At 74.1% G+C, this 26,630-nt stretch carries 25 protein-coding genes; 11 read left to right on the top strand and 14 right to left on the bottom strand.

What is annotated here, in order from left to right; all coding sequences use genetic code 11:
• Window positions 1-30 precede the first annotated feature (30 nt).
• Window positions 31-612: a hypothetical protein gene (locus ACFQ11_RS10485; protein ID WP_378297816.1), complete on the bottom strand. Its 582-nt coding sequence runs from the start codon at window positions 610-612 to the stop codon at window positions 31-33.
• A 120-nt stretch (window positions 613-732) separates the two neighbouring features.
• On the opposite strand from ACFQ11_RS10485, the gene ACFQ11_RS10480 reads away from it, so the two are divergent.
• Together ACFQ11_RS10480 and ACFQ11_RS10475 are read left to right on the top strand one after the other, a co-directional pair.
• A complete protein-coding gene (locus ACFQ11_RS10480) occupies window positions 733-1,671 on the top strand; it encodes a diacylglycerol/lipid kinase family protein (RefSeq protein WP_378297815.1) in 939 nt (312 codons plus the stop codon).
• Between the two features lie 295 nt (window positions 1,672-1,966).
• Window positions 1,967-2,227, top strand: a complete 261-nt coding sequence (locus ACFQ11_RS10475) for a WhiB family transcriptional regulator (RefSeq protein WP_378297814.1) — start codon at window positions 1,967-1,969, stop codon at window positions 2,225-2,227.
• Window positions 2,228-2,345: 118 nt separating this feature from the next.
• Here ACFQ11_RS10475 and ACFQ11_RS10470 read toward each other — a convergent pair whose 3' ends face one another.
• A complete protein-coding gene (locus ACFQ11_RS10470) occupies window positions 2,346-4,031 on the bottom strand; it encodes a sensor histidine kinase (RefSeq protein WP_378297813.1) in 1,686 nt (561 codons plus the stop codon).
• A gap of 74 nt (window positions 4,032-4,105) precedes the next feature.
• Between ACFQ11_RS10470 and ACFQ11_RS10465 the strand changes: the two genes are divergently transcribed.
• The gene (locus ACFQ11_RS10465) at window positions 4,106-5,269 is read left to right on the top strand and encodes an 8-amino-7-oxononanoate synthase (RefSeq protein WP_378297812.1); all 1,164 of its coding nucleotides are present in this window, start codon (window positions 4,106-4,108) and stop codon (window positions 5,267-5,269) included.
• Window positions 5,270-5,372: 103 nt separating this feature from the next.
• Window positions 5,373-6,113, top strand: a complete 741-nt coding sequence (locus ACFQ11_RS10460) for a GntR family transcriptional regulator (protein ID WP_378297811.1) — start codon at window positions 5,373-5,375, stop codon at window positions 6,111-6,113.
• 126 nt (window positions 6,114-6,239) lie between these two features.
• Here ACFQ11_RS10460 and bioB read toward each other — a convergent pair whose 3' ends face one another.
• From bioB to ACFQ11_RS10445, 3 genes are all read right to left on the bottom strand, one after another.
• Entirely contained in the window at window positions 6,240-7,235 is a 996-nt protein-coding gene (bioB, locus tag ACFQ11_RS10455; RefSeq protein ID WP_378297810.1) for a biotin synthase BioB, read from the bottom strand.
• Window positions 7,232-7,963, bottom strand: coding sequence for a dethiobiotin synthase (bioD, locus tag ACFQ11_RS10450; protein WP_378297809.1), 732 nt, complete (start codon window positions 7,961-7,963; stop codon window positions 7,232-7,234). The genes bioB and bioD overlap by 4 nt, the downstream gene beginning before the upstream one ends.
• Window positions 7,964-8,058: 95 nt before the next feature.
• Window positions 8,059-9,726, bottom strand: coding sequence for a carotenoid oxygenase family protein (locus ACFQ11_RS10445; RefSeq protein WP_378297808.1), 1,668 nt, complete (start codon window positions 9,724-9,726; stop codon window positions 8,059-8,061).
• Window positions 9,727-9,883: 157 nt separating this feature from the next.
• Here ACFQ11_RS10445 and ACFQ11_RS10440 point away from each other — a divergent pair, with 157 nt between their 5' ends.
• A complete protein-coding gene (locus ACFQ11_RS10440; protein ID WP_378297807.1) occupies window positions 9,884-10,378 on the top strand; it encodes a GNAT family N-acetyltransferase in 495 nt (164 codons plus the stop codon).
• Between the two features lie 116 nt (window positions 10,379-10,494).
• Here ACFQ11_RS10440 and bsaP read toward each other — a convergent pair whose 3' ends face one another.
• From bsaP to ACFQ11_RS10405, 7 genes are all read right to left on the bottom strand, one after another.
• Window positions 10,495-10,722 (bottom strand): biotin synthase auxiliary protein BsaP, encoded by a 228-nt coding sequence (gene bsaP / locus ACFQ11_RS10435; RefSeq protein ID WP_378297806.1) that lies wholly within the window; start codon window positions 10,720-10,722, stop codon window positions 10,495-10,497.
• A 124-nt stretch (window positions 10,723-10,846) separates the two neighbouring features.
• Complete coding sequence (locus tag ACFQ11_RS10430) at window positions 10,847-12,193, bottom strand: acetyl-CoA carboxylase biotin carboxylase subunit (RefSeq protein WP_378297805.1); 1,347 nt, start codon at window positions 12,191-12,193, stop codon at window positions 10,847-10,849.
• Window positions 12,194-12,313: 120 nt separating this feature from the next.
• Window positions 12,314-13,663, bottom strand: a complete 1,350-nt coding sequence (locus tag ACFQ11_RS10425; RefSeq protein ID WP_378297804.1) for an HD-GYP domain-containing protein — start codon at window positions 13,661-13,663, stop codon at window positions 12,314-12,316.
• A 22-nt stretch (window positions 13,664-13,685) separates the two neighbouring features.
• Window positions 13,686-15,032 (bottom strand): HD-GYP domain-containing protein, encoded by a 1,347-nt coding sequence (locus ACFQ11_RS10420; RefSeq protein WP_378297803.1) that lies wholly within the window; start codon window positions 15,030-15,032, stop codon window positions 13,686-13,688.
• A 594-nt stretch (window positions 15,033-15,626) separates the two neighbouring features.
• Window positions 15,627-16,532 (bottom strand): NAD-dependent epimerase/dehydratase family protein, encoded by a 906-nt coding sequence (locus tag ACFQ11_RS10415; RefSeq protein ID WP_378297873.1) that lies wholly within the window; start codon window positions 16,530-16,532, stop codon window positions 15,627-15,629.
• 105 nt (window positions 16,533-16,637) lie between these two features.
• Window positions 16,638-16,937 (bottom strand): mycothiol system anti-sigma-R factor, encoded by a 300-nt coding sequence (rsrA, locus tag ACFQ11_RS10410; RefSeq protein ID WP_378297802.1) that lies wholly within the window; start codon window positions 16,935-16,937, stop codon window positions 16,638-16,640.
• An 89-nt stretch (window positions 16,938-17,026) separates the two neighbouring features.
• Window positions 17,027-17,632: a sigma-70 family RNA polymerase sigma factor gene (locus tag ACFQ11_RS10405; RefSeq protein WP_378297872.1), complete on the bottom strand. Its 606-nt coding sequence runs from the start codon at window positions 17,630-17,632 to the stop codon at window positions 17,027-17,029.
• A gap of 354 nt (window positions 17,633-17,986) precedes the next feature.
• Here ACFQ11_RS10405 and ACFQ11_RS10400 point away from each other — a divergent pair, with 354 nt between their 5' ends.
• The gene (locus tag ACFQ11_RS10400) at window positions 17,987-18,805 is read left to right on the top strand and encodes a class I SAM-dependent methyltransferase (RefSeq protein WP_378297801.1); all 819 of its coding nucleotides are present in this window, start codon (window positions 17,987-17,989) and stop codon (window positions 18,803-18,805) included.
• A gap of 6 nt (window positions 18,806-18,811) precedes the next feature.
• Here ACFQ11_RS10400 and ACFQ11_RS10395 read toward each other — a convergent pair whose 3' ends face one another.
• Window positions 18,812-19,594, bottom strand: coding sequence for an SOS response-associated peptidase (locus ACFQ11_RS10395; protein WP_378297800.1), 783 nt, complete (start codon window positions 19,592-19,594; stop codon window positions 18,812-18,814).
• Between the two features lie 51 nt (window positions 19,595-19,645).
• Between ACFQ11_RS10395 and ACFQ11_RS10390 the strand changes: the two genes are divergently transcribed.
• The 4 genes from ACFQ11_RS10390 (at window position 19,646) to ACFQ11_RS10375 (ending at window position 24,713) form a co-directional block, all read left to right on the top strand.
• A complete protein-coding gene (locus ACFQ11_RS10390; RefSeq protein ID WP_378297799.1) occupies window positions 19,646-20,632 on the top strand; it encodes a DoxX family protein in 987 nt (328 codons plus the stop codon).
• Window positions 20,633-20,720: 88 nt separating this feature from the next.
• Window positions 20,721-22,004: a 3-phosphoshikimate 1-carboxyvinyltransferase gene (gene aroA / locus ACFQ11_RS10385; protein WP_378297798.1), complete on the top strand. Its 1,284-nt coding sequence runs from the start codon at window positions 20,721-20,723 to the stop codon at window positions 22,002-22,004.
• A 57-nt stretch (window positions 22,005-22,061) separates the two neighbouring features.
• On the top strand, window positions 22,062-23,039 hold the full coding sequence (gene rsgA, locus ACFQ11_RS10380) for a ribosome small subunit-dependent GTPase A (RefSeq protein ID WP_378297797.1): 978 nt from the start codon (window positions 22,062-22,064) through the stop codon (window positions 23,037-23,039).
• 39 nt (window positions 23,040-23,078) lie between these two features.
• On the top strand, window positions 23,079-24,713 hold the full coding sequence (locus ACFQ11_RS10375) for a serine/threonine-protein kinase (RefSeq protein ID WP_378297796.1): 1,635 nt from the start codon (window positions 23,079-23,081) through the stop codon (window positions 24,711-24,713).
• A gap of 6 nt (window positions 24,714-24,719) precedes the next feature.
• On the opposite strand, the gene ACFQ11_RS10370 is transcribed toward ACFQ11_RS10375, so the two are convergent.
• On the bottom strand, window positions 24,720-25,586 hold the full coding sequence (locus tag ACFQ11_RS10370; RefSeq protein ID WP_378297795.1) for a hypothetical protein: 867 nt from the start codon (window positions 25,584-25,586) through the stop codon (window positions 24,720-24,722).
• A gap of 136 nt (window positions 25,587-25,722) precedes the next feature.
• Between ACFQ11_RS10370 and hisN the strand changes: the two genes are divergently transcribed.
• Entirely contained in the window at window positions 25,723-26,526 is an 804-nt protein-coding gene (gene hisN / locus ACFQ11_RS10365) for a histidinol-phosphatase (protein ID WP_378297794.1), read from the top strand.
• Window positions 26,527-26,630: the final 104 nt, after the last annotated feature.

Genomic DNA, 26,630 nt, shown 5'->3' with positions numbered 1-26,630 from the left:
CGGGCCCGGTGGCTTCGGCCGCCGGGCCCGTCACTTTCCGCGCGACGGCTTCCCCGCGGGCCGCTCCGCGTCCCCGCCGCCGTCTTTCTCGCCGCCCTCGCCGTTCTCGTCCGCCCCGCCCTTCTCGTCCGCCCCGCCCTTCTCGTCCGCCCCGCCCTTCTCGTCCGCCCCGCCCTTCTCGTCCGCCCCGCCCTTCTCGTCCGCCTCGTCGTCCTCGTCGTGGTCGGTGACGAGCCAGGCGGTGCTGGGCGGGCTGAGCACGGTGACCAGGGCGAGGACGGCGGCGACGCCGAGCGGGACGCCGATGGCGTACTGCTCGGCCTGCCACAGCGACCACGCCACCGGCAGCGCGAAGAGCTGGGTGAGGACGGCCGGGGCGCGGCTCCACTGGTCGGCGCGCACGAGGCCGCGGGCGCAGGCGAGCATCCCGATCCCGCCGGCGAGGGCGAGGACGGTCACGCCGATCGCGCTGACCGGGTCGACGGGTTCCCCGATGGCGGTCTCCACGCCGACGTACCCGCCGTACACGACGGCGGCGACGCCCTCCGCGGCCTCGAGGCCGGCGGCGGCGTACACGGTCTTGGGGCGGGCGGCGCTCAGACGCTTGGACACAACGAAACCCTACTCGGCCCGCCCCGATGGGCTCTCCCGGGTCGCCGCGGGCGGGCGCGCGGCGGCCGTCCGGGGAACGCCCGGGGGAACGCCCGGTGCGACTCTCGGTAACCTGGCGCCGTGCGCGCCATGCTCATCGCCAACCCCAAGGCGACCTCCACCTCCCGGCGGGCCCGCGATCTGCTGGTCCGGGCCTGCGCCGGCGACCTCGACCTCGTCATCGCCGAGACGGGGCACCGCGGGCACGCCGTGGAACTCGCCCGGGACGCCGCCACGGACGGTTACGACGTCGTCGTCGCGGTCGGCGGGGACGGGACGGTCAACGAGGCCGTGAACGGCCTGCTGTCGGCGGGCGTCGCCGAACCTCCCGCGCTGGCGGTGCTGCCGTGCGGGAGCGCGAACGTGTTCGCGCGGGCGCTCGGGCTGCCCGACGACCCGATCGGCGCGACCCGGGTCGTCCTGGAGGCGCTGCGGGCGGGCCGGTACCGGACGGTCGGGCTGGGCGCGGCCCGGCCGGGCGACGGCCCCGAGCGGTACTTCACGTTCTGCGCGGGCGTCGGGCTGGACGCGGAGGTCGTGCGGGAGGTCGAGCGGCATCGCGGAACGGGGCGGAAGGCCCATCCGTCGCTCTATGTTCGAACGGCCGTTCGCCATTTCTTCGCGGGCACGGATCGGCGCCGGCCCGCGCTCACGTTGGAACAGCCGGGGCGCCCGCCGAAATCGGGCCTGTTCCTGGTGTTCATCTCTAATACGTCCCCGTGGACATTCGTGGGCCGCTTCCCGGTGAATCCGAGTCCGCTCGCGCACTTCGCGCGGGGGCTCGACGTGTTCGGGATCCGGTCGCTGCGGGTGGGGCCGACGCTGGCGGCCGTGGCGGGGATGCTGCTCTCCCGCACCCGCCCTGTGCAGGGACGGGACGTGGTGAACGTGCACGACGCGGCGGAGGTCACGGTGCGCGCGGAGCGTCCCGTCGCCTTTCAGCTCGACGGCGACTACCTTGGCGAGCACCGCAGTGTGACGTTCCGTTCGGTCCCGAAGGCGGTCAGGATCGTCATATGAGGCACCCCGGTCGTTGTGTTGAGATCCAAGTAACATGATCGACCCACTGATGTGACACATGCGACACCCATACTTTGAGAATCGTTTCTCAAAGGTCTTGCGCCTGGTAGCGCGCCCCTGACACGCTCAAAGTGCGCCCGAACGACAGGGGTCCCGACGACGCCGGCCACCTGCACGCGGCGCCGTCGAACAACCACCCCTGGACCCGGCCACCGCCGCTCCGGGCGTTCGCGACATGTGAAACCGTTCACAATTGGGTGGAGTGTCTCCACCACCTGACGAAGGAGTGGACCGCATGGACTGGCGCCACCGCGCAGCCTGCCGTGACGTGGACCCCGAGCTGTTCTTCCCGATCGGCAACACCGGGCCCGCGATCCTGCAGATCGAAGAGGCCAAGCAGGTATGCCGGCGCTGTGACGTCACCGACGCCTGCCTGCGCTGGGCGCTGGAGTCCGGGCAGGACTCGGGCGTCTGGGGCGGCATGGGCGAGGACGAGCGCCGCGCCCTCAAGCGCCGCGCGGCCCGCGCCCGCACCCGCGCCAACGCGAGCCTGTAACCGGCGTCCGCGCCACGGCGCCGCCTCCGAGCCCGTCCGGCCGGAGAGCCGACCCGGCGCCGCGAGAACCCCGAAGTGCCCGTGACCCCGGTCACGGGCACTTCGCCGTGCGGGACGGTCACCGGCGGGGCGGCCCGGAGCGGTGATCGATGTCCAGCGGGACGTCCACGACGACCTCCGTGCCGCCGCTCTCGCGCCGCCGGAAATCCAGGTTCCCGCCGAGCTCCCCCACGATCAGCGTGCGGACGATCTGCAGCCCGAGGCTGTTGCTGCTCTCCACGTCGAAGTCGGCGGGCAGCCCCACCCCGTCGTCGGCGACCACCACGACGAGGCGCCGCTCGGCGGCCGCGACGTCCCGGACGTCCGGGCCGTCCGGCCGCGGCTCCGGTTCGCCCACCTCCGACAGCTCCCCCCACACCGGCTGCCGCGCCGCCCTGCGCCGCAGGTCGGACGGCTCGTCGGCCGCGCCGTCACGGCCGCCGCCGATCCGGTGCGCGCTGACCTCGAGCGTCCCGAACCGGTTCGCGAGACCGTGCTCCAGGGCGTTCTGCAGCAGCTCGGTCAGCGCCATCGCGAGCGGCGTCGCGATCTCCGCGGGCAGCACCCCGAAGTTCCCGGTCCGCTTCGGCGTGACCTTGGTCTCCGGGGTCGACACCTCCCCCGCCATCGTGATGACCCGGTCGGCGATGTCGTCGAAGTCGATCAGCTCGTCCGGGGTGAGCGACAGCGTCTCGTGCACGATCGCGATCGACCCGACCCGCCGGACCGCCTCGTCCAGCGCCGCCCGCCCCTCCGGGATCCGCAGCCGCCGCGCCTGCAGCCGCAGCAGCGCCGCGACCGTCTGCAGGTTGTTCTTCACCCGGTGGTGGATCTCCCGGATGGTCGCGTCCTTCGTCATCAGCTCCCGGTCCCGCCACCGCAGCTCGGTGACGTCCCGGCACAGGACGATCGCGCCGATCCGGGTGCCGCCGACGACCAGCGGGATCGTCCGCAGCTGCATGATCGGGCCGTGCGCCTCCACCTCGACCTCGCGCGGCGCGCGGCCGCTGAGCAGCACGCTCAGCGCCTCCTCCAGCGGCTCCCCGGTGTCGCACAGCTCCGCGGTGATCTCCCCGAGGTTCTCGCCCACCAGGTCCGCCGGGTAGCCGAGCCGCCGGTACGCCGACTGCGCGTTCGGGCTCGCGTACGTCACGCGTCCCGACCGGTCCAGCCGCATCAGCCCGTCCCCGACGCGCGGCGACCGCACCAGGTTCGGCTCCTCCCCCGGCACCGGGAACCGCCCCTCGGAGATCATCTTCGCGAGGTCGCTGGCGGACTGCAGGTACGTCAGCTCCAGCCGGCTCGGCGTCCGCGCCGAACTCAGGTTCGTGCTCCGCTGGATCACCCCGAGGATCTTCGCGCCGCGCCGCACCGGGATCGACTCCTCCCGCACCGGGATGCCGCTCCCCCACTCCGGGTCGCCCTCCCGGACGATCCGGCGCTCCCGCCACGCGACGTCGATCAGCTTCCGGCGTCCCGTCCGGACCACCTTCCCGACCAGGTCCTCCGGGTACGCGGTGGGGCCGGTCGTGGGCCGCATCTGCGCGATCGCCACCCAGCCCGGGACGGCCGCGCCGGTGTCGAGCGCCCGGTTGCGCCCGTCCGCGGGCGGCGCGTCCCCGATCCGCAGCGGCACCCACAGCAGCAGGTCGGCGAACGACAGGTCGGCGAGCAGCTGCCAGTCCGACACGAGGGCGTGCAGCCACTCCACGTCCGTCTCGGTCAGGTCGGTGTGATCACGGACCAGATCGGTCAAGGTAGGCACACCACCATCATCGCCCATCGCTTTTGGCGCGGCCCGCGCGTCCCCCTCCCGGGGCGGCCTGGCAGGATTCCCGCATGAACGCCGCCGCGGACCCGCTCGCCAGGTTCCGGGACGCGGCCGCGCGGCGGGACGCGGCGGGGCTGCGCCGCACGCTCCGGCCGCGCAGCCGCGACCTGATCGACCTGGCGTCCAACGACTACCTCGGGCTGTCCGACGACCCCCGCCTCGCCGCCGGCGCCGCCGCCGCGGCCCGCGCGTTCGGGACGTGCTCCACCGGGTCCCGGCTGGTCACCGGCACCACCGAGCTGCACACCGAGCTCGACCGGCGGCTCGCCGCGTTCACCGGCGCGGCCGCCGGGCTCGTGTTCTCCTCCGGCTTCCTCGCCAACCTCGGCGCCGTCACCGCGCTCTCGGGCCCCGACGTCCTCGTGGTGTCCGACCAGGCGAACCACGCCTCGATCGTCGACGCCTGCCGGCTGTCGCGGTCCCGCGTCGCGATCGTCCCGCACCGCGACACCGCCGCCGTCGCCGAGGCCCTCGCCGACCGCGACGAGGACCACGCGATCGTCGTCACCGACGCCGTGTTCTCCGTGGACGGCGACGTCGCGCCCCTCGCGGACCTGCACGCGCTCGCCCGGTCGCACGGCGCCCTCCTCGTGATCGACGAGGCGCACGCCCTCGGCGTCGTCGGCGCGGGCGGCCGCGGCGCCGCGCACGCCGCCGGCCTCGCGGGCGAACCCGACGTCGTCCTCACGCTCACGCTGTCGAAGTCGCTCGCGTCCCAGGGCGGCGCGGTCCTCGGCGCCCCCGAGGTGATCGACGCCCTGGTCGACACGGCCCGCTCGTTCATCTTCGACACGGGCCTGAACCCGCCCGCCGTGGGCGCCGCCCTGGCCGCCCTCGACGTCCTGGAGGCCGACCCCGGCCTGCCCGCCCGCGCCCGCGCCGTCGCCCGCCGGATGACCCGGCTCGCGGCCGATTCCGGTCTCGAGACCGCCGAGCCCGCGGCGGCCGTCGTCCCCGTCTACCTGGGCGAGCCGCACACCGCCCTCCGCGGCGCCGGGATCTGCGCTGACCACGGCGTCCGCGTAGGCTGTTTCCGGCCGCCCTCGGTGCCGAAGGGACGCGCGTGCCTGCGGCTGACCGCCCGCGCCACGGTGGACGAGGCCGACCTCACAAGCCTCGGGGACGCCCTGGCGGAGATCGCGCGCGCTACCGGCCGTAGTCTTCACGCATAACATCGGGGAGAACCGATGATGAACGTGAGGAGATGCCGTGACGGAGGTCAGGGGCGGACCCCGGCACGGGGGCGGATTCGAGCACGGATTCGATCGGGCCTCGTTGAGCGACATCGGTAGGCACCACTCGAGCCACGCACCCCGCATCCCGAAGTACTACAAGCTCAAGGAACTGCTGGTCGAGCTGATCCAGTCGCTCCCGCCCGGCAGCCCGCTGCCCCCCGAACGCGCCCTCGCGGAGAAGTACGAGACGTCCCGCACCACCGTCCGGCAGGCCCTCGCCGAACTCGTCGTCGAGGGACGCCTGCAGCGCATCCAGGGCAAGGGCACGTTCGTCGCCAAGCCGAAGGTGTCCCAGGAGCTGCAACTCGTCAGCTACACCTCCGACATGCGGCACCACGGCCTGCGGCCAGAGACCCGCATCCTCGAGGCCGGGTACGTCAGCGCCGACGAGCACCTCGCCGCCCTCCTCGGGATCCGCCCCGGCGGCCGCGTCCTGCGCGTCCACCGGCTCCGCCTCGCCGACGGCGAGCCGATGTCGATCGACACCTCGCACCTGCCCGCGCGCCGCTTCCCGGGCCTCCGCCGCGAGCTGTCCCGCCACCACTCGCTGTACGAGACGCTCGCGACCGCCTACGACGTCCACCTCACCGAGGCCGAGGAGACGATCGAGACCGTCCTCGCCACCCCGCACGACGCGCAGCTCCTCGGCGTCGACGTCGGCCTGCCGATGCTCCTGCTGTCCCGGCACGCCTTCGACACGACGGGCCAGCCGGTCGAGTGGGCCCAGTCCCTCTACCGCGGCGACCGGTACAAGTTCATCACCCGCCTGCGCCGCCACTGATCTGACCCGCGCACCACTCCCCCGGCACCTGAACGCAACGCGACGTCGCGCGTCCGCCGGAACGTCGCCGGCGCGCCCCGTCCGTCCGGCCGGCGGAGCCGGGGCGGACGGGTGGGCGGCGGGCCGTCAGAGGGTCTTGCTGAGGGCCTTGATGGGCATCTGGAGGTCGGTGAGCAGGTCGAGGTCCTTCTCGGCGGGGCGGCCCAGGGTCGTGAGGTAGTTGCCGACGATGATCGCGTTGATGCCGCCGAGCATGCCCTCGCGGGTGCCGAGGTCGCCGAGGGTGAGCTCGCGGCCGCCCGCGTAGCGCAGGATCGTCCGGGGCAGGGCGAGCCGGAACGCGGCGATGGTGCGCAGGGCGTCCGCGCCCTCGACGAGCGGCAGGTCGGAGAACGGGGTGCCGGGGCGGGGCGCGAGGAAGTTCAGCGGGACCTCGTCGGGCTCCAGCTCGGCGAGCTGGCCGGCGAACTCGGCGCGCTGCTCGACGGTCTCGCCCATCCCGATGATGCCGCCGCAGCACACCTCCATGCCGGCGTCCTTCACCATGCGCAGGGTGTCCCAGCGCTCCTCCCACGAATGGGTGGTGACGACGTTCGGGAAGTGCGAGCGGGCGGTCTCCAGGTTGTGGTTGTAGCGGTGGACGCCCATCGCGGTGAGCTCGTCGACCTGCTCCTGGGTGAGCATCCCGAGCGAGCACGCGATGTTGATCTCGACGGCGTCGTTGATGGCCCGGACCCCGTCGCGCACCTGCGACATCAGGCGCTCGTCCGGGCCGCGGACGGCCGCGACGATGCAGAACTCGGTGGCGCCGGTCTTCGCGGTCTCCTTCGCGGCCTCGACCAGCTCGGGGATGTTCAGCCACACCGAGCGCACCGGCGACTCGAACTGGCCGGACTGCGAGCAGAAGTGGCAGTCCTCGGGGCAGCCGCCGGTCTTGAGCGACACGATCCCCTCGACCTCGACCTCGGGGCCGCACCAGCGCATCCGGACCTCGTGGGCGAGCGCGAGCAGCTCCTCGAGACGGTCGTCCGGCAGGGTCAGGCACTCCAGGACCTGGTCGGCCGCGAGCCCCTCGCCCTCCTCCAGCACCTGCCTACGGGCGATCTCCAGAATGTCGCTCACGTGTTCTCCTTGTCGAGGCCGTAGCTGTCGCGGAAGGTAGCAGGGTCGAAGGCGCCGCCGAACGCGGGGGCCAGGCCGCGGTGCGCGGCGACGAGGAACTCGGGGGCGTCCAGGGCGCCCGCGCCTTCGGGCAGCGCGCCCGCGAGGGGACGGGCGGCGATGGTCTCCAGGTCCCGGATGTTGCTGCGCTGCGCGAGGTCCGGCTCGTCCGGCCAGGCGCCGATGACGACGCCCGCGAGCTGCACGCCGCGGTGCGCCATCGCCTCCAGCGTCAGCGCCGTGTGGTTGAGGGTGCCGAGGTCCGGGCGGGTGACGACGACGACCGCGGCGCCCAGCCAGCGCGCGAGATCGGCGATCGTGCCGCCCTCCTCGTCGTAGCGGACGAGGAGGCCGCCCGCGCCCTCCACGAGCACGAGGCGGCGGTCGTCCGCCAGGGCCCGGACGCGTTCGGCGACCTCGGGCAGCCGCACCGGCGGCGCCCCGGCGACCCGGGCGGCGGCGGCCGGCGACAGCGGGTCGGGGAACCGCGCGAACTCGTGCACGTCCTCGATCCCGGCGAGCCGGCGGACGTCGCCCAGATCGCCGGGCTCCCCCGGCGCGACGCCCGTCTGCCCGGGTTTGACGACCGCGACCGACGTGCCGCGCGCGGCGGCGACGGCGGCCAGCGCCGCCGTCACGACGGTCTTCCCCACGCCGGTACAGGTCCCGGTGATCACGAGCACGCTCACGCCCGGCACACTAGCGCGGGCCCCGGCGCGCGGTCCGTCGCCGAATCCCACAGGTTTCGGCGGGGCGGTTTGTAAAACCGGCCCTCGCGGCGGGATCAGCCCCCGAGGGCCTCGGCCACCTCCCGGGCGACGGTCCGCAGGTCGGGGTCGAGCTGATCGAGGCGGGCGTCGAGGTCGGCGGCGAAGGTCAGGCGCTCGACGTCCGGGGCGGGACGCGCCTCGGGCATCCACGCGGAGTGGATGAGGAACGGGACGGTCGTGCCGTGCGGCGGCGCGAGGACGGCGACGGGCCCGCGGCCCACGTCGGCGGCGTCGAACAGCTCGACGCGGAACCGGTCGTCGTTGTGGACGGCGACGACGAGGTAGCCGTCGTGACCGCCCGGGGAGGCGCCGGCGTACCGGGTGCCGTCCCGCCCGGCGGCGCCGCGCGGGACGAACGCGGGCGACGTCGGGTAGTCGTCGAGGGCGAACGTCCACTCGGCGAGGGGTTCGAGGTCGTCGCGGTCGTGGGTGACGAGGACGGCCGGGGTCTCCTCGGCGGGGAACAGCGAGGTGTCGACCCGGCCCTCGTAGTTGCGGAGGGCCCGCCGGTTGATCGCCTCGGGGTGGAACCCGATGTAGACGAGGTGGTGCCGGGTCGGGTCGGACTGCCCTTCGAGGCTCCAGTCGATGGCCGACAGTTCGGCCTGCCACCAGCGGGACGGGTTCTGGGCGCGCGCGCGTTCGCGCACCTGCCCGGTCTCGGGGTCGAACTGCATGATGGTCGTGAACGCCGGGGTCATGCCGTGGCAGTACATTCCGCGCAGGGCGGGGTCGATGGGGCGACCGTGCACGTCGACGTCGTCCTCGCGCAGGTACATCCCGATGTCCACGCCCGGGGTGTTCTCCATGACGATCTGGACGCCGTCTGAGTCGTCGTAGCGCGCGTAGAAGTGGTTCACCTCGGGCGCGATCCGGAACTCCTTGCAGGCGACCGCGCTCTTGCCGGGGACGAGGTCGTCCTTGCGGACGAGCAGAAGCGGACCGTCGGGGTTGTTGGCGACCGTCCGGTCCCCGCCGAAGATCTCATCGGGGTCGATCTTGAAGGCGGTGTCGGCGAGGACGAGCCAGTCGCGCGTCTGCGTGATGGTGTGCGTGGCCTGCGGCAGCACCGCGTTCTCGACGTCCCAGCGGTGCACCCGCGAGCCCGTCCCGTCGTAGCGGATCACCGAGACGGTGCCGGTGAGGACGTCGCGGCTGACGCTCCACATGCAGCCGCGGTCGGGGTCGACCACGGGGTGCGCGGTGGTCGAGATCAGCGGCAGCACGGCCTGGTCCATCGCGGGCTTCCAGTCGTCGCGGTGCCCGACCTCCGCGACGAACCCGAGCGTGACCGGGTCGACCTCGACGGGCCGTCCGGCGTCCCATGTCGCGAACAGGCGGTCGCCCCACGGCAGCGGGGCCGTGTTGGCGCAGTTGACGAACCCCCACGGCGAGCTCGTCCCGACGGGGCCGGGGGTGAACAGGTCGGGGCGCGCCCGCTTCAGCCGGACGGACGGGGTGTCGAGCACGCGGGCCCGCCACGGGAACCGGCCGCCGGGGCCGGGCCGCAGCGGCAGCCGCGCCATGATCCCGTCGCCGAAGAACGCGTGCACGGGGTGGCTGCGCTGGTCGGAGGCGCTGACGACGTAGTGCCCGCGCACGTCGTCCGGCCAGGCTCCGGCGATCACCTCCAGGTCCATGTCGGGGTGGTCCGCACCGAGGATCGAACGTGGTACCGGCATGACGCCTCCAGGGGGTCGGCTCCCGCCAATCAACCGTGCGAGGGCGGGCGTCGTCAACCCTCTAACGACTATGGCCGGGACGTCCGGGGGCGCGGCTAACCTGGGCTCGGCCCCGTCCGTCCCGGCGGGGCCGCGAACCGGATCCGGAGGTGCATCGGTGCCCGAACCCGTGATCGTCCGGACGGCGCGGCCGGACGAGTACGACCTGATCGGCGCGCTGACCGTCGAGGTGTACGTGCACAGCGGGCTGGTCTCGCCGGAGTCGTCGTACGTGGCGAAGCTCGCCGACGCCGCCGACCGCGCCGCCAAGACCGAGCTGCTGGTCGCCGACGTCCGCGGCGAGGTCGCGGGCGCCGTCGCGTACTGCCCGCCCGGCAGCCCGTACGCCGAGCTGGCCGCGCCCGACGAGGCCGAGTTCCGCATGCTGGCCGTCCTGGCGAAGGCGCGCGGCCACGGCGCGGGACGCGCGCTGGTGGCGGCCTGCGTCGACCGTGCGCGCGCCGCCGGCCTGTGCGGGCTGCGCCTGTCGACGCAGGCGAACATGACCGACGCGCACCGCCTCTACGACCGGATGGGCTTCGCCCGCACCCCCGACCGCGACTGGTCCCCCGTCCCCGGCCTGCGCCTCATCACCTATGCCCTGACCTGGTGACCCGCCCTGACCTGGCGACCCGCCCTGCGGCTCGCGGACGCGCGGCGGTCAGGGGCGCGCGGTGGTCAGGGGCGCGCGGTGGTCAGGGGCGCGCGGTGGTCAGGGGCGCGCGGTGGTCAGGGGCGCGCGGTGGCGTCCCCGGCGGGACCCGGGCCCGGGGCGTCGCCGCGGAGGTCGCCGTGCTCGGAGCAGCGCGCCGTCCAGCCGAGCGGCGTCACCTGCACGACCATCCGGCGGCGGCAGCGGGCGCAGTAGCGGGGCGGCTCCATCAGCCGGGCGGCGCGGCAGCCCGCGTGGTCGCCCCGGTCGGCGGGCTCGCCGCAGCGGTCGCAGTACGTCTCCACGATGGGCTACCGTACCCGCGGACCAGTCGGCGACGGCGACGAGGTCGCCGCCCTCGGCCGCCTTCCGGGCGCGGCGACCGTCTCCGCGCGGACGTCGGCCACGGCTCTTCCCCTCCCGGACGGTTCAGCGGTGCTCGGGGGCGCGCATGCGCGCCACCAGGCCCGTGTCGTAGGAGCCGTCCGCGAACTCGGGACGGCCGAGCAGCTCCGCGTGGAAGGGCAGGTTCGTCGCGAGCCCCTCGATGCGGAACGCGTCCACCGCGGCCCGCGCCCGGCTCAGCGCGTGCGCACGGTCGTCGCCGTGCACGCACAGTTTGGCCAGCAGCGGGTCGTAGTGGGGCGTGACGGTGTTGCCCTCGGCGTAGCCGGCGTCGATGCGGATGCCGTCGCCGACGGGCTCCTCCCACACCTTGATGCGGCCGGGCGAGGGCAGGAAACGCTCGGGGTCCTCGGCGTAGACGCGGAACTCGATGGCGTGGCCGCGGGGGTCCGGGAAGGCGTCCCGGACGGGCTCGCCGGCGGCGATCCGGAACTGCAGCCCGACGAGGTCGACGCCGGCGACGAGTTCGGTGACGGGGTGCTCCACCTGGAGGCGGGCGCTCATCTCGAGGAAGTGGCACTCCTGCGCGGCGGGGTCGACGAGGAACTCGACGGTTCCGGCGCCGCGGTAGCCGACCGCTTCGCCGGCCCGGACGGCGGCGGCCAGCATGCGCTCGCGGAGTTCGGGGGCGACGCCGGGCGACGGCGACTCCTCGACGAGTTTCTGGTGGCGGCGCTGCACGGAGCAGTCGCGGTCGCCGAGCGCGACGATCGTCCCGTCGGGCAGCCCGAGGATCTGCACGTCGACGTGGCGGGCGTGCGGCACGAACCGTTCGAGGAGGATGTCGGCGCGGCCGAAGACGCGTTCGCCGCGGGCGCGGGCGGTCTCGTAGGCGCGGCGCAGGCCCGCCTCGTCGTGCGCGGCGCTCATCCCGATGCCGTTGCCGCCCGCGGCGGGCTTGACCATGACGGGGTAGCCGATGCGCTCGGCCTCCTCGACGGCGGTGTCGGCGTCCGGGACCGGCTCCCACACGCCGGGCACGACGGGGACGCCCGCCTCCTTCACCAGGTTCCGGGCGTTGATCTTGTCGCCGAGCCGGGCGATGGCGAGCGGCGGCGCGCCGACCCAGACCAGGTCGCGGGCGGCGACCTGGCGGGCGAAGTCCGCGTTCTCCGCGAGGAACCCGTAGCCGGGGTGGACGGCCTGCGCGTTCGTCCGCCGCGCCGCCTCGATGATCGCGGGGGCGTTGAGGTAGCTGCGGGCGGGTTCGGCGGGGCCGATGAGGATCGCCTCGTCGGCCTCGGACACGAACGGCAGGTCGGCGTCGGCCTGCGAGTACACCGCGATGGCCTTGAGGCCCATCGCGCGTGCGGTGTGGATGATCCGGCTGGCGATCTCTCCCCGGTTCGCCACGAGCACGGACTCGAACACCTGCGGACTCTCCTTCGGGGGACGGCGGGCCGGTCGGGCACCGCCCCGGCCGACACTAGCGGCCGCGGCGGTGCCCGTCCGGCCGCACGGGTGACAAATACCGGGCCGTGGATTTGTCGCTCACGGCCGGGGGCGGCGGTCCACGACGCGGCTGAGCGCCTCGACGACCGTCGGATCGTACTCGGCGGCGGAGTCGAGCCGCAGTCGTTCCAGGACGGCCGCGCCGCGGTCGCGGTCGGGCGATTCGCCGACCAGGTCGTCGTAGGCGTTGGCGACCTTGATGATACGGCTGGCGAGGGGCGGCGCGACGGGACGGTCGGCGTCGCCGTCGCCCGCGTCGGACGCGTCGTCGGCGGGCCGTCCCGTCCGGTAGGGGTGCGAGGAGAGCCGGACGATGTGCGCGACCCGGTCGAGGACGCCGGTCTCCTTGATGACCTCGGCGCCGAGTTCGGCGATGCGGCGCTGCTCCGCGGGGGACGCGAGGACGGTGGCGCCGCCGGGGATCGGGTCGCCGAGGGACAGCTGCCCGATGTCGTGCATGAGCGCCGCGTACTCCAGTTCGAGGAGTTCGGCCTCGGCCATGCCGAGCTCGCGGCCCATCGCGACGGCGAACTCGGCGACCCGGCGTGAGTGGCCGGTCTCGACGTAGCCGCCGACCTCGGTGACGCGCGACAGGGCGCGGACGGTCTGCAGGTAGGTGGCGCGGACGCCCGCGTACCGGCGGAACGCGAACTGGGTCACCAGGATCGGCACCGTGAAGATCAGCAGCGCGGCCTGTCCCATCGCGGTGGTGGACACGGCGATGAGCATGGCGGTGGCGCTGGTCGCCGCGCACAGCGCCATCTTCGCGCCGATCTCGTCGCGCAGCGCGATGCCGAACCGGGTGCGGACGGCCTCGGCGCGGATCAGCGCGGCGATCACCACGTCGGTGAAGCAGGACGCGACGACGACCAGGCCCATCGCGGCGAGCAGCAGGTACCAGGCGAGGTGGAAGTCCAGGAGCGGGCGGAAGCACAGTGCGACGATCGAGACGGTGAACAGCCGCCGCGCCATCGCGTCCGGGCGGGGGGTGCGGCCGACGGCGATGTGCGGCAGCGACCCGATCAGCATGCCGACGGCGGTGACGGCGACGACCTGCAGCGGCGAGTGGACGGCGGGGACGACGCCGAGCGGCGCGTCCGCCGGGGCGCCCTCGGGGCCGGCGCCGACGAGCAGCGCGTAGCCGATGGCGCCGACGGTGGCGATGGGCGCCATCTCCCGGTTGCCGGGCATCACCATGCGGAACAGCTCGCCGAGCGCGATGAGGACGCCGAAGATGACCGCGATGTCGGGCTGGACGAGCCCGACGGCGGCGACCTGGGTGATCGCGACGACGACGAACAGCCCGGCCGTCGCGATGAGCAGGAGCTGGCCGGAGTCGATGGACTGCCACGCGGCCCGTTCCCGGGCGCGGATCTGGGTGCTGGTCACGCTTGCTTTCCCGCCGGGTCGGTCACTTGCGCACTTCGTCCCCGGCGACGCGCAGCGGCGCGCTGGGGTCGTCGTGGTCCTGCCGGGTGGTCTCCGCGACGTCGTCGTCGGGCGGCGTCATCGGCTTGGGCGGCTCCCAGCCGTCCCGTTCGATCGCGCGCAGGAACGCCTCGACCATGACGGGGTCGAAGTGGTCGCCGGTGCAGCGCTGCAGTTCCGCGACGGCCTCCTCGATGCTGCGGGCGGGCCGGTAGGAACGGGTGGAGGTCATGGTGTCGAACGCGTCGGCGACGGAGATGACGCGGGCGAACTCGGGGATCTCGTCGCCGGCGAGGCCCATCGGGTAGCCGCGCCCGTTCACCTTCTCATGGTGGTGCATGATGCCGGCGAGCGCCTCGTCGAGGAAGCCGATCTCCCGGACGATCTCCAGTCCGCGCATCGGGTGCAGCTGGATCGCGGCGAACTCCTCCTCGGTCAGCGGCCCGTTCTTCTGCAGGACCTTGGTGGGCACGCCGAGCTTGCCGACGTCGTGCAGCATCCCCGCGTAGCGGATGGCCTCGACCCGGTCGGGCCGCATCCCGATCTCCTTGGCGATCATCACGGAGCCCCGGGAGACGCGTTCGGAGTGGCCGCGGGTGTAGTAGTCCTTCGTCTCGACGGCCTGGCAGAGCGACGCGAGGGTGGCGGCGTGCGCCTGGTGCTGGTCGTGCGCCTGCTCCATCGCCCAGCGGGCGATGAACAGCGGCAGCAGCACCAGGACGGCGGCGAGCGGCCCGACCCGCGGCCACAGCCCGGCGATGAGCAGGCCGAACATGCCGTAGGCGAGGCAGCCGACGGCGAGCTGGCCGCTGTCGCGGATCAGCTCGCGGGGCGCCGCCTGCCGGCTGAGCAGCAGCACCCCGGCGGTGAGCGCGAGGTTCACGAGGACGAACGCGACGAGCGCGCCGAGGAACGGTCCGATGACGTTCTCGACCCAGCGGGCCTGCTCGGGGCGGAAGCGGTCACCGCCGAGCAGTTCGAAGACGGTTCCGGCGATGAAGCCGCTGAGCGCGAACTGCGCGCCGTTGAACAGCCGCTTCTCGGGGGCGAGGATCCGCTGGCCGGTGACGACGGCGCAGCAGCCGAGCAGCGCCGCGCCGGCCGGGCCGAGCAGGACGACCGACGCGAGGCTGGCGGCGAAGCTCATCGAGACGCGCGCGCGTTCGACGTTCAGCCGGGCCGGTGCGGAATCGCACACGAGGAAGAGCACGGCCAGCACGGCCAGCTTCTTCCAGTCCAGCTCCGCGAAGGACGACGTCGCGATGAGGCCGGCCGCGAGGACGACCACACCGCACACGTACGCCCAGGCAGCGAGAGGTAGTCCACGCATTGCCGCCCCCTCGGGGATGACGAATGGGCGGGCCGCCGCCGGGATCGCTCGTGCCTGCCGGCACTAGACCCAGGACACGCCCTTGGGCATCATCAGCGACGACGCCGTGGCGCTCGAGTGCCGGGCCGTCCGGACAGGCATCTCGCGATGCAGCATGACTCCTTGCCTCCCCCCACGGAAATCCGGAACGCCGGCGCACGACCGGCGGGCCGGGACTCTGAACGGCCCCGACCTCCGGGCGAGCACATACCCCGAATTCCCGGGTGCGCACCGTGCTCCCGTCGCTGAATTCGGCACAAGCCTAACGCGAACTGCCCAGGTCACACAGGCATGCGGGGAATCGTGAGCAAAGTGTGAACCAACCGTCACCTTAAGTGATCATTTCTCGGTCGTAAAACACGCAACGTATGCGCACCGACCTTATGCACGATCTAAATGCACGTGCAGAAGGCAAACAGTAAACTAAACAACCAGAAATGACCCCGGAAAGGGATAGGCCGGTCATTCAACGGCGATCGGCGCCGCAGTCGGCATCCCGGGCGGTTCCCGGACGCTTCGCACACCGGGCCCCCGCGCGCCGGGGACGGCCGCGCCTCAGCGGCGCTCACGGGCCCACGCGACCGTGGCGGCGAGCCCGTCCGGCAGGGACACCCGCGGCGTCCAGCCGAGCGCCCCCCGGGTCGGCCCCGGGTCGATCGCCATCGCGGGGAGGTCGCCGAGCCGGGGCGGGGCGAACTCGGGCTCGTCCGGCGCCCCCGCCGCCGCGGCGACGAGCGTGTGCAGCTCGCGGTCGGTGGTCTGCACCCCGGTGCCCACGTTGAGCCGCAGGCCGCCGCCGCGCTCGTCCACCGCGCGGGCGAACGCGTCCACGACGTCGAGGACGTACACGTAGTCGCGGGTCTGCGTGCCGTCGCCGTGCACCTTCGTCGGGCGCCCGCCGAGGAGGGCGTCCGTGAAGATCGACACGACGCCCGCCTCCCCCTCGGGGGTCTGCCGAGGGCCGTACACGTTCGCGAGCGTGAGGGCGGTGAAGTCGACGCCGTGCAGCGCCCGGTACGTCTGCGCGTAGACCTCCCCGGCCACCTTCGACGCGGCGTACGGCGACGCGGGCCGCAGCTCGGCGTCCGGCGGGACGGGCAGCGCGTCCGGCACCCCGTACACGGCGCAACTGGAGGCGAACACGATCTTGCGGCCGCCCGCGGCCCGCACCGCCTCCAGGACGTTCGCCGTGCCGAGCACGTTCGTCCGGGCGTCGGCCAGCGGCGCGGCGACGCTGGCCCGCACGCTGACCTGCGCGGCCAGGTGGCACACGACCTCGGGCCGCCGCGCGGCGGCCCGCTCGACGAGCGCCGGGTCCGCGACGTCCAGCTCCCAGAACTCGACGTCGGGGCGCACGTTCGCGCCGGACGACAGGTCGTCCACGCCGACGACCTCGTGGCCGTCGGCGAGGAGCCTGTCGACGAGATGGGAACCGATGAAGCCGGCCGCGCCGGTGACCATGACGAACACGGAAGAACGATAACCCGCGCCGCCCGGACCGCCGATCAGGCGGTTCGGGTTCGGGGGGTTCGGGGCCGGGCGGTTCGGTTCAGGCGGTTCGGTTCATCAGGCGGTCTCGGTTTCCGCGCGTTCGGAGCCGGTGGTCTTGATCTCGCCGCAGATCTGCTCGATGCGGCCGAGGACCTTGGTGCGCAGGTCCTCCGGCGCGGGTTCGCAGCCGCAGGACTTGTTCACCAGCTTCTTCACGGCCTCCTCGAGGCCGTACTCGCGCAGGCACGGCCCGCATTCGTCGAGATGCCGCCGGACCTCGCCGCAGCCGCCCTGGTCGAGCTCTCCGTCGAGGTAGGTGTAGACCCGGGCCAGGACCTCGTCGCAGGGGGTGTCATGGTGATTGCCACAGCTCATGGCTCACTCACCCTTCTCGCTCACCGCGCCGCGTTTCAGCGCGGTGCTCGGCATGTCGCTCCGCTCCGGGCGGCGGACGGGCGTGCGCGTCATGACCGCCCTCCGTCCGCCCGCGTGAGGCCGCGCTCCTGAGCGTAGTCCTCGAGCATGCCGCGCAGCTGACGCCGGCCCCGGTGCAGCCGCGACATCACCGTGCCGATGGGCGTGCCCATGATGTCGGCGATCTCCTTGTAGGCGAATCCCTCGACATCGGCGAGGTAGACGGCGATCCGGAACTCCTCCGGCAGGTCCTGCAGCGCCCGCTTCACGTCGGAGTCGGGCAGGTGCTCGAGCGCCTCGGCCTCGGCGGACTTCAGCCCGCTGGAGGTGTGCGATTCGGCGCGCGCGAGCTGCCAGTCCTCGATCTCCTCGGTGGCCGACTGCTGCGGCTGGCGCTGCTTCTTGCGGTAGGAGTTGATGAACGTGTTGGTCAGGATGCGGTAGAGCCACGCCTTGAGGTTCGTGCCCTCCTTGAACTGATGGAAGGACGCGAACGCCTTGGCGAACGTCTCCTGCACGAGATCCTCGGCGTCCGCCGGGTTGCGCGTCATGCGCAGCGCGGCGGAGTACAGCTGGTCCAAGAACGGGAGCACATCGCGCTGGAAGCGCTCTTGGCGCTGCTCCACGGTCTCCGTGGTGCCCGGTACCTGACCCACCCCCTCGACTGCGGCGACACCGGCCGTGTCGTCTCCGCTAGACGATATCGGGCCGCGCAACCTGAGCGCGCCCCTGGGTGCCGGTGCCTTGCCGAGGGGCGATACCCCGGCACCGCGCGGGTAATCGGCAACGGCCGTGGTCATGGAAGGCCCACCTCCGGCTGTACTCGTTCGTCTCACGCTTATGAGACGGTGCAACGCCGGGGCGTCCCCGTCGATTCCCGCGATCCCGATCACGGTCGCGGCCCGGGTGGGAGGGCCTCGCCGGAGTGTCCTGCACGGAGGGTGATGATCGGGCCCGGACGGGGAAGAAGTGACTTATATGGCGAGAACAGGAGCAAATCGGTGCTACCGGTGCCGGCACGACCTCCCGAGCCCACCATCGCCAGCCTGCGCGATCCCTCCGGCGACGGAGCGGGGGACTCTCTGGAGCGCTACTGGACCTTCTACTGGGCGGTGGCCGATGCGCAGCTGACGCGGTGGCTGCCGCGCGCCCCGTCCCGGGTGCTGGACCTGTCCGGCGGGGACGGGCGGTGCGCCGGGCGCGCGGCCGGGGCCGGGCACTCGGTGCTGGAGGTCCGCGACCCGCTGCTGGACCGGGCCGCGCCGGACGGCGGGTCCGGCGCGCCCGGCGACGGGCACGGCGACGGGCGCGGGGACGGGCGCGCCGCCGCGACCGTCCCGGTGCTGGGCGACTCGGGGACGCTCGACTTCCTCGACGACGCGTCCGTCGACGCGGTCGTCGCGGAGAACCGCGTCCTGTCGCGGCACCTGGCGACCGAGGCGACCGTCGGCGAGATCGCCCGCGTGCTGCGGCCCGGCGGCCGGGTCCTGCTGTGCGTCGACTCGCTGACGCTCGGCATGGCGCTGCTCGCCGAGCGCAACTACTGGGCGCACCTGTCGGACGTGCCGAGCGCGGAGGTCGTCCTGGTGCCGTGGCCGGACGGGACGATCACCCGGTGCTTCGGCGCCGAGCAGCTCCGCGAGCTGCTCGGCGGCGCGGGCCTCGAGGTCGAGTGGATCAGGCCGCGGACGGTGCTGTCCCCGTCGACGGTCGAGCACGTCCTCGGCCGCTCGCCGCGCGCGCTCGACCGGCTCGTGCGGACCGAGCTGAACGCGCCGCCGGGCGACGAGTCGGGGATCCACCTGCTGGCGAGCGCCGTCCGGTCCTGACCGGGGTCAGAACAGGGCGCCGGACGGGGCGGCGTCGCCGTCCCCGCCGCTCGCCGGCAGGACGAGCTCGGGTCCGTTGTTCTTGACGCTGTTGACCGCCTTCGACACCGGGTAGGCGTCCATCGTCCCGGCCATGGCGGGGACGAGCAGGCCCCGGACGCGGTCGGGCTCGGTGAGGGACGGGTCGAGCCACGCGTCCCACCGGTCCGGTTCGACGATCATCGGCATCCGGTCGTGGATGCGGCCGAGGTCGTCGGGCGCGTCGGTGGTGATGACCGTGCACGTCCAGAGCCACTCGTCCTCGGGCGTCTTCCACAGCTCGTACAGGCCGGCCATGGCCATGACGCCGCCGTCCTTGGGGCGGATGAAGAACGGCTGCTTCTGCGGCCGCTTCGGCTTCTTCTCCGCGTTCCCGTCCCCCTGCTCGTTCTGCAGGACGTACCACTCGAAGTAGCCGTCGGCGGGCAGCAGGCAGCGGCGCTTGGCGAACGCGCGGCGGTAGGACGGCTTCTCGTGCACCGTCTCGGCCCGCGCGTTGATCATCCGGTTCCCGATGGCGGGGTCCTTGGCCCAGGACGGGACGAGCCCCCAGCGGACGGTCCGCAACTGCCGGACGGGCGCGGCCTCTTCGGGCGCGTCCTTCGGCGCCCGGTCGAGGATCACGGGGACCCGCTTGGTCGGGGCGACGTTGTAGTCGGGTTCGAGTTCGCCTTCGACGGCGTCGACCTGCACGCGGAACTCGTCGAGCAGTTCCTGGCGGGCCCGGGAGGTGGCATATCGACCGCACATGGCTCCATCCTGCCGCGCTTGAGGCGCGGCGTGCTGGGCATGTAGCGCTTCATGCGACCGTTCACGACTCTGGCCCGCCCGTTCGTGGCGGCCCCATTCATCATGACCGGACTGGACGCGATGCGGGACCCGCGGGAGCGCGCCGAGCGGGTCGCGCCGGTGGCCAAGCCGGTGACGGACCGGCTCGAATGGCTCCCGAAGGACCCCGAGGCCCTCGTGCGGATGGAGGGCGCGCTGAGCGTCGGCACCGGCGTCCTCCTGCTCACGGGCCGGTTCCGCCGGCTGACGGCGATGCTGCTCGCCGCGCAGGTCGTCCCCGCCCTCGCGACCGAGCACCGCTACTGGACCGAGGACGACCCGGACGACCGGGCGAACGAGCGCGCGCACCTGCTGAAGAACGCCGGGCTGTTCGGGGCGCTGCTGATGGTGGCGGCCGAGCCGCGCCGGGCGCCCCGGATGGCGGAGGTGCGGCGCGCCGCCCGGGAGACGCAGATCAAGCGGGGCGCGGAGGCGCGGGCGCTGCGCCGCGAGGCCGTGACGACGCTGCGGGACGCGCGCCGCGAGGCGGCCCGCCAGGTGCGGATCGCCCGCACGGAGAGCGGGAAGAAGGCCGCGAAGCAGACGGCGAAGGCGGCGAAGGCCGGCAAGGCGGCCAAGACGGGCATGGGCTTCCGCGCCGGGAAGAGCGCGGGCAAGGGCATGGGCATCGCCCAGAGCGCGAAGAGCATGACGAAGGGCGCCGGGATGGGCGCCAGGGGCCTGACCCGGGGCGTGGGCAAGGGCGTGGGCAAGGGCGCCCGCAAGGGCGGCCGCACCACCCGGACCATCGGCATGAGCCCGTTCAAGACCGCCGCGAAGGGCACGGGCAGGAACGGCACCGGCACCATTCAGGCGCGCATGCAGCAAGGCAAGCAGGCGGGCAGGACGGTCAAGGCCGGCACGAGCGCCCAGGCGCAACGCGCGATGAAGGCGGGCCAGACGGTGAAGGCGGGCACCGCCGTCCAAGCCGGCAAGGTGATGCACGCCGTCAAACGCTGACGGCGCCCCCGCCCGGCCGCGACCCGAGCGGAGCGGAGCGGGCCCATCGGCGCCCCGGAGCGATGCGGCGACGCAATAAACTCGCGGTATGGCCTCTTCCTCTCCGCATTGGGTCGCGCCGGTCGCCGATGGGCCCGTGGACGCCACGGTGGCGTTGCCCGGGTCGAAGTCGATGACCAACCGGGCGCTGATCCTGGCCGCGCTGGCCGACGGGCCGGTGTGCGTCCACCGCCCCCTCCACAGCCGCGACACCGAGCTGATGGCGGACGCGCTGCGCGCGCTGGGCGTCGGCGTCGGCGAGGACGGGGACGACTGGCAGATCCTTCCGGGCGAGCTGGCGGGCCCGGCGCGGGTGGACGTGGGCCTCGCGGGCACGGTGATGCGGTTCCTGCCGCCGGTGGCGGCGCTCGCGCGCGGCGAGGTGGCGATCGACGGCGAACCGCGGGCCCGGGAGCGGCCGATGGGCCCGATCGTCGAGGCGCTGCGGGCGCTCGGCGCGGAGATCGACGACGGCGGGCGCGGGGCGCTGCCGTTCACGGTCCGCGGGACGGGCGCGGTGGCGGGCGGTGCGGTGACGATCGACGCGTCCGGGTCGTCGCAGCTGGTGTCGGGGCTGCTGCTGGCGGCGCCCCGGTTCGGCAAGGGCGTGGAGGTGCGGCACGAGGGGCCCCCGGTGCCGTCGGCGCCGCACCTGGCGATGACCGTGCAGATGCTGCGCGCGGCGGGCGCGACGGTGGAGACCGGCGAGAACCTGTGGCGGGTGGCGCCGGGCCCGCTGCGCGGCGGCGAGTGGGTCATCGAGCCCGACCTGTCGAACGCGGCGCAGTTCCTCGGCGCGGCGCTGGTCGCGGGCGGTCGCGTGACCGTCCCGGACTGGCCGGGCGCGACGACGCAGCCGGGCGACGCGCTGCGCGGGCTCCTCGCGGACATGGGCGCCGAGGTGTCGCTCGGCCCGGACGGGCTGACGGTGCGGGGCCCGGGCGCCGGGGAGTACGCGGGGCTGGAGGCCGATCTGCACGAGGTCGGCGAGCTGACGCCCGTCCTGGCGGCGCTCGCGGCGCTGGCCGGGTCGCCGTCGCGGCTGACCGGCATCGCGCACCTGCGGGGGCACGAGACGGACCGGCTGGCGGCGCTGGTCGCCGAGCTGAACCGGCTGGGCGGCGACGCCCGGGAGCTGCCGGACGGGCTGGAGATCCGGCCGCGGCCGCTGCACGGCGGCGTGTTCCGCACCTACGACGACCACCGGATGGTGATGGCCGCGGCGGTGCTGGGGCTGGCCGTCCCGGGCGTCGAAGTGGAGAATCCGGGCACGGTCGGCAAGACGATGCCGGACTTCACCGGGCTGTGGGCGTCGCTGCGGACGTCCGGCTGAGGACGAGAGGGCGGGACGCTGGCACGACGACGCGAATACGACGAGGACGACGTCCGGGTGCGGCCCGGGCGGCGCGGGTCGCGGCCGCGCACGCGGCGCCGCCCGGCGCACGAGGACGCCACCCCGGCGCTGGTGCTGGCGGTGGACCGGGGCCGCTACCGGTGCCTGGCCGATCCCGGCACCGGCGACGAGCGGGCCGTCACCGCGATGCGGGCCCGCGAGCTCGGCCGCAAGGGCGTGGTCGTGGGCGACCGGGTGGCGCTGGTCGGGGACGTGTCGGGCGACCCGGACACGCTCGCCCGGATCGTCCGGGTGGAGCCGCGGGCGTCGGCGCTGCGCCGGACGGCCGACGACACCGACCCGTTCGAGCGGATCGTCGTCGCCAACGCCGACCGGCTGGTCATCGTGACGGCGCTGGCCGACCCCGAGCCGCGCCCCCGGATGATCGACCGGCAGCTCGTCGCGGCCTACGACGCGGGCATGGAGCCGCTGCTGTGCCTGACCAAGGCCGACCTCGCCGACCCCTCCGGCCTGATCGCCGAGTACGCCCCGCTGGGCTTCCCGTGCGTGGCGACGCGGCTGGCCGGGGGCGACGACGGCGACCTGAGCGAGCTGCGCGCGCACCTGTCCGGGCGGACGAGCGTGCTGGTCGGGCACTCGGGGGTCGGGAAGTCGACGCTGGTGAACGCGCTGGTCCCGGACGCCGAGCGGGCGGTCGGGGACGTCAACGCGGTCACCGGGCGGGGCCGGCACACGTCGTCGTCGGCGATCGCGCTGGCGCTGCCCGGCGGGGACGGCTGGATCATCGACACCCCGGGCGTGCGGAGCTTCGGCCTCGCGCACGTCGACCCGGCGAACGTCATCGACGCGTTCGAGGACCTCGCGGAGGGCGCGGCCGAGCGCTGCCCGCCGCAGTGCGACCACTTCCAGGACGACTGCGGGCTGGACGGCTGGGTCGCCGAGGGGCACGCGGGCCGGGCGCGCCTGGAGTCGCTGCGCCGGCTGCTCGCCAGCCGCGAGGGCGAACCGGAGTGACCGTCCGGGAGCGTCCGGGGCGTCGGTATCGTCCCTTCCATGCCCCATGTGATCGCTGACCGTTACGAGCCGGTGGAGCTGCTCGGCCGCGGCGGAATGGGCGCGGTGTGGCGGGCCCGCGACCGCGTCCTGGACCGCGAGGTCGCGATCAAGGAGGTCACGCCGCCCGCGGGCCTGGACGACGAGCAGATCGGCCGGGTGTACACGCGGACGTTCCGGGAGGCCCGGTCGGCGGCGCGGCTCGACCATCCGGGGATCGTCACCGTGTACGACGTGGTGGAGGAGGACGGGCGTCCCTGGATCGTCATGCAGCTCGTCCGGGCGAGGTCGCTCGCAGCGATCATCAAGGAGGAGGGGCCGCTGCCGCCCGAGCGGGTCGCCGCGCTCGGCCTCGATCTCCTCGACGCGCTGCGGACGGCGCACGCGGCCGGGGTCGTGCACCGCGACGTGAAGCCGGGCAACGTGCTGCTGCCGCCGGACCGGGCCGTGCTGACCGACTTCGGCATCGCCACGGTCGCGGGCGACGAGACGATCACCCAGACCGGCGCGATCATCGGTTCCCCGGCGTACCTGGCGCCCGAGCAGGCCCGCAGGCAGCGGGCGTCCCCGGCGTCGGACCTGTGGTCGCTCGGCGCGACGCTCTACGCGGCCGTCGAGGGCCGGTCGCCGTACCAGCGCCCGGACGTGTGGGGCGTGATGGGGGCGCTGCTGGCGGACGAGCCCGATCCGCCGCGGCGGGCCGGGGCGCTCGCGCCCGTCCTGCACGGCCTGCTGCGCGCCGAGCCGGGCGAGCGCGCCGGGCACGACGAGGCCGAGCGCCTGCTCCGGCGGGCGGCCGCCGGGACACCGGCGCCGTTCGCGCCGCCGGACTCCCCGGCGCCCGTCCCCCCTCCCCCGCCGCACCTGACCGTCGACCCCGGCGCGGGCCTCCCGGGCGGGACGCCGACGTCCCCGCCGCCCGGCACCGTCCCGCCCGGCACCGTCCCGCCCGGCACCGTCCCGCCCGGCACCGTCCCGCCCGGCGGTGTCCGGACGGACGGGGAACGGCACGGCCCGCGGTGGGCGGTGATCCTCCCGCTCGGGGTGTTCGCGGTCCTGCTGGCCGCCGGGGTGCTCTCGGCCGCCGTCTTCCTGACGCAGAGCGGTGAGAAGAACGGTCGTCCGGGGCAGGCGGGCTCGTCGGCGGCGACGGCATCCGGGAACGGTTCCACGGGGTCGCCGAACGTCGCCGTCCCCGCCGGTTACGAGCCGTACCGGGGGCCGGGGTTCACCGTCGCGGTGCCGAAGGGGTGGAAGGCGGAGGCGTCCGGTGACGACGTCACGTTCAGCGACCCGGCGCAGGGCGGCAGGCGCGGCATCGCGATCCAGCGGATCGCCGAGAACGCGGCCGACCTGGGCGGTTCCATGGCCGACGCGGCCGGGCGGTTCGAGAACGACACGTCCTATCGGGACTATCGGCAGGTGGACTTCCGCCGCGGCTTCGACTACCAGGGGGGCGACGCGGCGGAGCTGGAGTTCACGTTCACACGGGAGGGCGTCGCGGGACGCTGCCGCGCGCGTGTCTTCCGTTTCAACGGCGCCGTCTATCAGACCGTCCTGGTCACCCGCGCAGATTCGTGGGGCCAGACGGTCCCGTACTACGAGACCTTCCTGAAGACGCTTCGCGCCGAGTGACGGCCGCTACCCGTTCGCGGACCCGCCGAAAAGGGCGCGGGCGCGCTCCTCGGCCTCGTTCAGCGCCTTGACGTGCTCGGGCGCGAGGTCCTCGACGCAGCGGGTCATCTCCTCAGTCACGTGGCTGAACGCGCTCTCCTCCGCGCCGCGCAGCGCCGCCCGGACGGTCGCGGAGCGGGCGCCGAGCGCGGCCCACTCGAGTTCGAGGCGGGCGACGGCCTCGTCGAACGCGCGCGTCACCTCGGCGGCGGAGCGGGCCAGGTCGGCGGGGACCGGGCCGCGGCCCGCGCGGCGGGCGGAGCCCGACAGGGCGGAGACCCGGCCGGCGAGCTCGAGGCCCTCGCGGGCGAGCGGCAGCACGTCGTGGACGAGGCCGGTGACGGCCTTCGCCAGCTCCTCCACGCGGGTGAGGAGCGTCTGCGTCGCCTGCTCCAGCACCCGGGACGTCCGCTCGGCGACGCGTTCGGCGACCTCCCGCTGCCGTTCGGACAGGACCGGGACGACGTCGCGGTCGAGCAGCCGCCGCAGTTCGCGCTCGCGCGCGGCGTCCGCCGCGCCGCCCCCGGCGGCGCCGCCCGGCCGTCCGGCCCGGTCCGCCCAGAGGCGCTCGATGTGCCGCTCCCCCGACTTGGCGATCTCCCCGGTGATCTCCTCGAGGGCCTCGCCCGCGCGGGCCTTCAGCCGCTCGACGCGGCCGTAGAGCGCCTCCCGCTTGAACGGGTCGTTCAGCTCGTTCAGCTGCGCCTGGAGCCTGCGGGAGACGTCGATGGCGTGTTCGGCGAGGGGGACGAGCCGGTCGGCGAGCTCGTCCAGGGTCTGCGCCCGGCGAGGGTCGGTCAGTTCGGCCACCCAGCCGGGCAGGTCGTGGGACATGCGCCCATGCTGCCACCGGACGGGCCTTCCGGGCGGGCCGTCACGCCGACGGGCGGCACGAAAAGCGGAAAGGGGGCCATCGCGGGCGGCACCGGGTGTGTCGGGACGCCCGCCGGTCGCGGTAGCGTGGCACGCCGTGGCGGGCTATTCCGATGACCTGCGTTTCGCGCACGTGCTCGCGGACCAGGCCGATGACATCACGACCAAGCGCTTCCGGGCGCTCGATCTCGACGTCGAGACCAAGCCGGACCTGACGCCGGTGAGCGACGCCGACCGCGGCGTGGAGGAGCAGTTGCGCGCCACGCTCGGCCGGTCCCGGCCGCGGGACGCGATCCTCGGCGAGGAGTACGGGCGGACCGGCGGCGGGAACCGCTGCTGGATCATCGACCCGATCGACGCGACGAAGAACTTCGTGCGGGGCGTGCCGGTGTGGGCGACGCTGATCGCGCTGATGGAGAACGACGAGGTGGTCGTCGGGGTCGTGTCCGCGCCCGCGCTGCACCGGCGCTGGTGGGCGGCGCGGGGCGGCGGCGCGTTCACCGGCCGGAACCTGAACCGCGCGACCCCGATCAGCGTGTCGCAGGTCGGGGAGCTGTCGGACGCGTCGCTGTCGTTCTCGAGCCTGAGCGGCTGGGAGGAGTCGGGGCGGCTCGCCCGGTTCCTGGACCTGACGCGCGAGGTGTGGCGGACGCGGGCGTTCGGCGACTTCTGGTCGCACATGATGGTCGCCGAGGGCGCCGTCGACGTGTCGGCGGAGCCGGAGGTGTCGCTCTGGGACCTCGCGGCGCTGCAGGTGATCGTCGAGGAGGCAGGCGGGATGTTCACCGACCTGACCGGGGTGCCCGGGCCGGACGGCGGCAGCGTCGTCTGCACGAACGGGAAGCTGCACGCGGACGTCCTGCGCACGCTCGGCGGCGGCCAGCTCTCCCTGCGCATCTGAGGGGCGCGTTCGAGGGGCACGTCTGAGGGGCACGTCTGAGGGGCGCGCCTGAGGGGCGCGCCTGAGGGCGCGTCCGGGCCCCGTCCGGGCACTTTCTTCTGGGC

Source organism: Actinomadura sediminis (genome assembly GCF_042675525.1).
GTDB lineage: Bacteria > Actinomycetota > Actinomycetes > Streptosporangiales > Streptosporangiaceae > Spirillospora > Spirillospora sediminis.
Note: the sequence above shows the minus strand (reverse complement) of the source record. Positions and strands in the feature narration are given on the sequence as shown.

Coding starts and splice junctions, on each gene's coding strand:
- ACFQ11_RS10475 (WP_378297814.1), top strand. CDS start 1,967: ATGGACTGGCGCCACCGCGCAGCCTGCCGTGACGTGGACCCCGAGCTG.
- ACFQ11_RS10465 (WP_378297812.1), top strand. CDS start 4,106: ATGAACGCCGCCGCGGACCCGCTCGCCAGGTTCCGGGACGCGGCCGCG.
- ACFQ11_RS10445 (WP_378297808.1), bottom strand. CDS start 9,726: ATGCCGGTACCACGTTCGATCCTCGGTGCGGACCACCCCGACATGGAC.
- ACFQ11_RS10420 (WP_378297803.1), bottom strand. CDS start 15,032: ATGCGTGGACTACCTCTCGCTGCCTGGGCGTACGTGTGCGGTGTGGTC.
- ACFQ11_RS10415 (WP_378297873.1), bottom strand. CDS start 16,532: ATGGTCACCGGCGCGGCCGGCTTCATCGGTTCCCATCTCGTCGACAGG.
- rsrA (WP_378297802.1), bottom strand. CDS start 16,937: ATGAGCTGTGGCAATCACCATGACACCCCCTGCGACGAGGTCCTGGCC.
- ACFQ11_RS10395 (WP_378297800.1), bottom strand. CDS start 19,594: ATGTGCGGTCGATATGCCACCTCCCGGGCCCGCCAGGAACTGCTCGAC.
- ACFQ11_RS10390 (WP_378297799.1), top strand. CDS start 19,646: ATGCGACCGTTCACGACTCTGGCCCGCCCGTTCGTGGCGGCCCCATTC.
- aroA (WP_378297798.1), top strand. CDS start 20,721: ATGGCCTCTTCCTCTCCGCATTGGGTCGCGCCGGTCGCCGATGGGCCC.
- ACFQ11_RS10375 (WP_378297796.1), top strand. CDS start 23,079: ATGCCCCATGTGATCGCTGACCGTTACGAGCCGGTGGAGCTGCTCGGC.
- ACFQ11_RS10370 (WP_378297795.1), bottom strand. CDS start 25,586: ATGTCCCACGACCTGCCCGGCTGGGTGGCCGAACTGACCGACCCTCGC.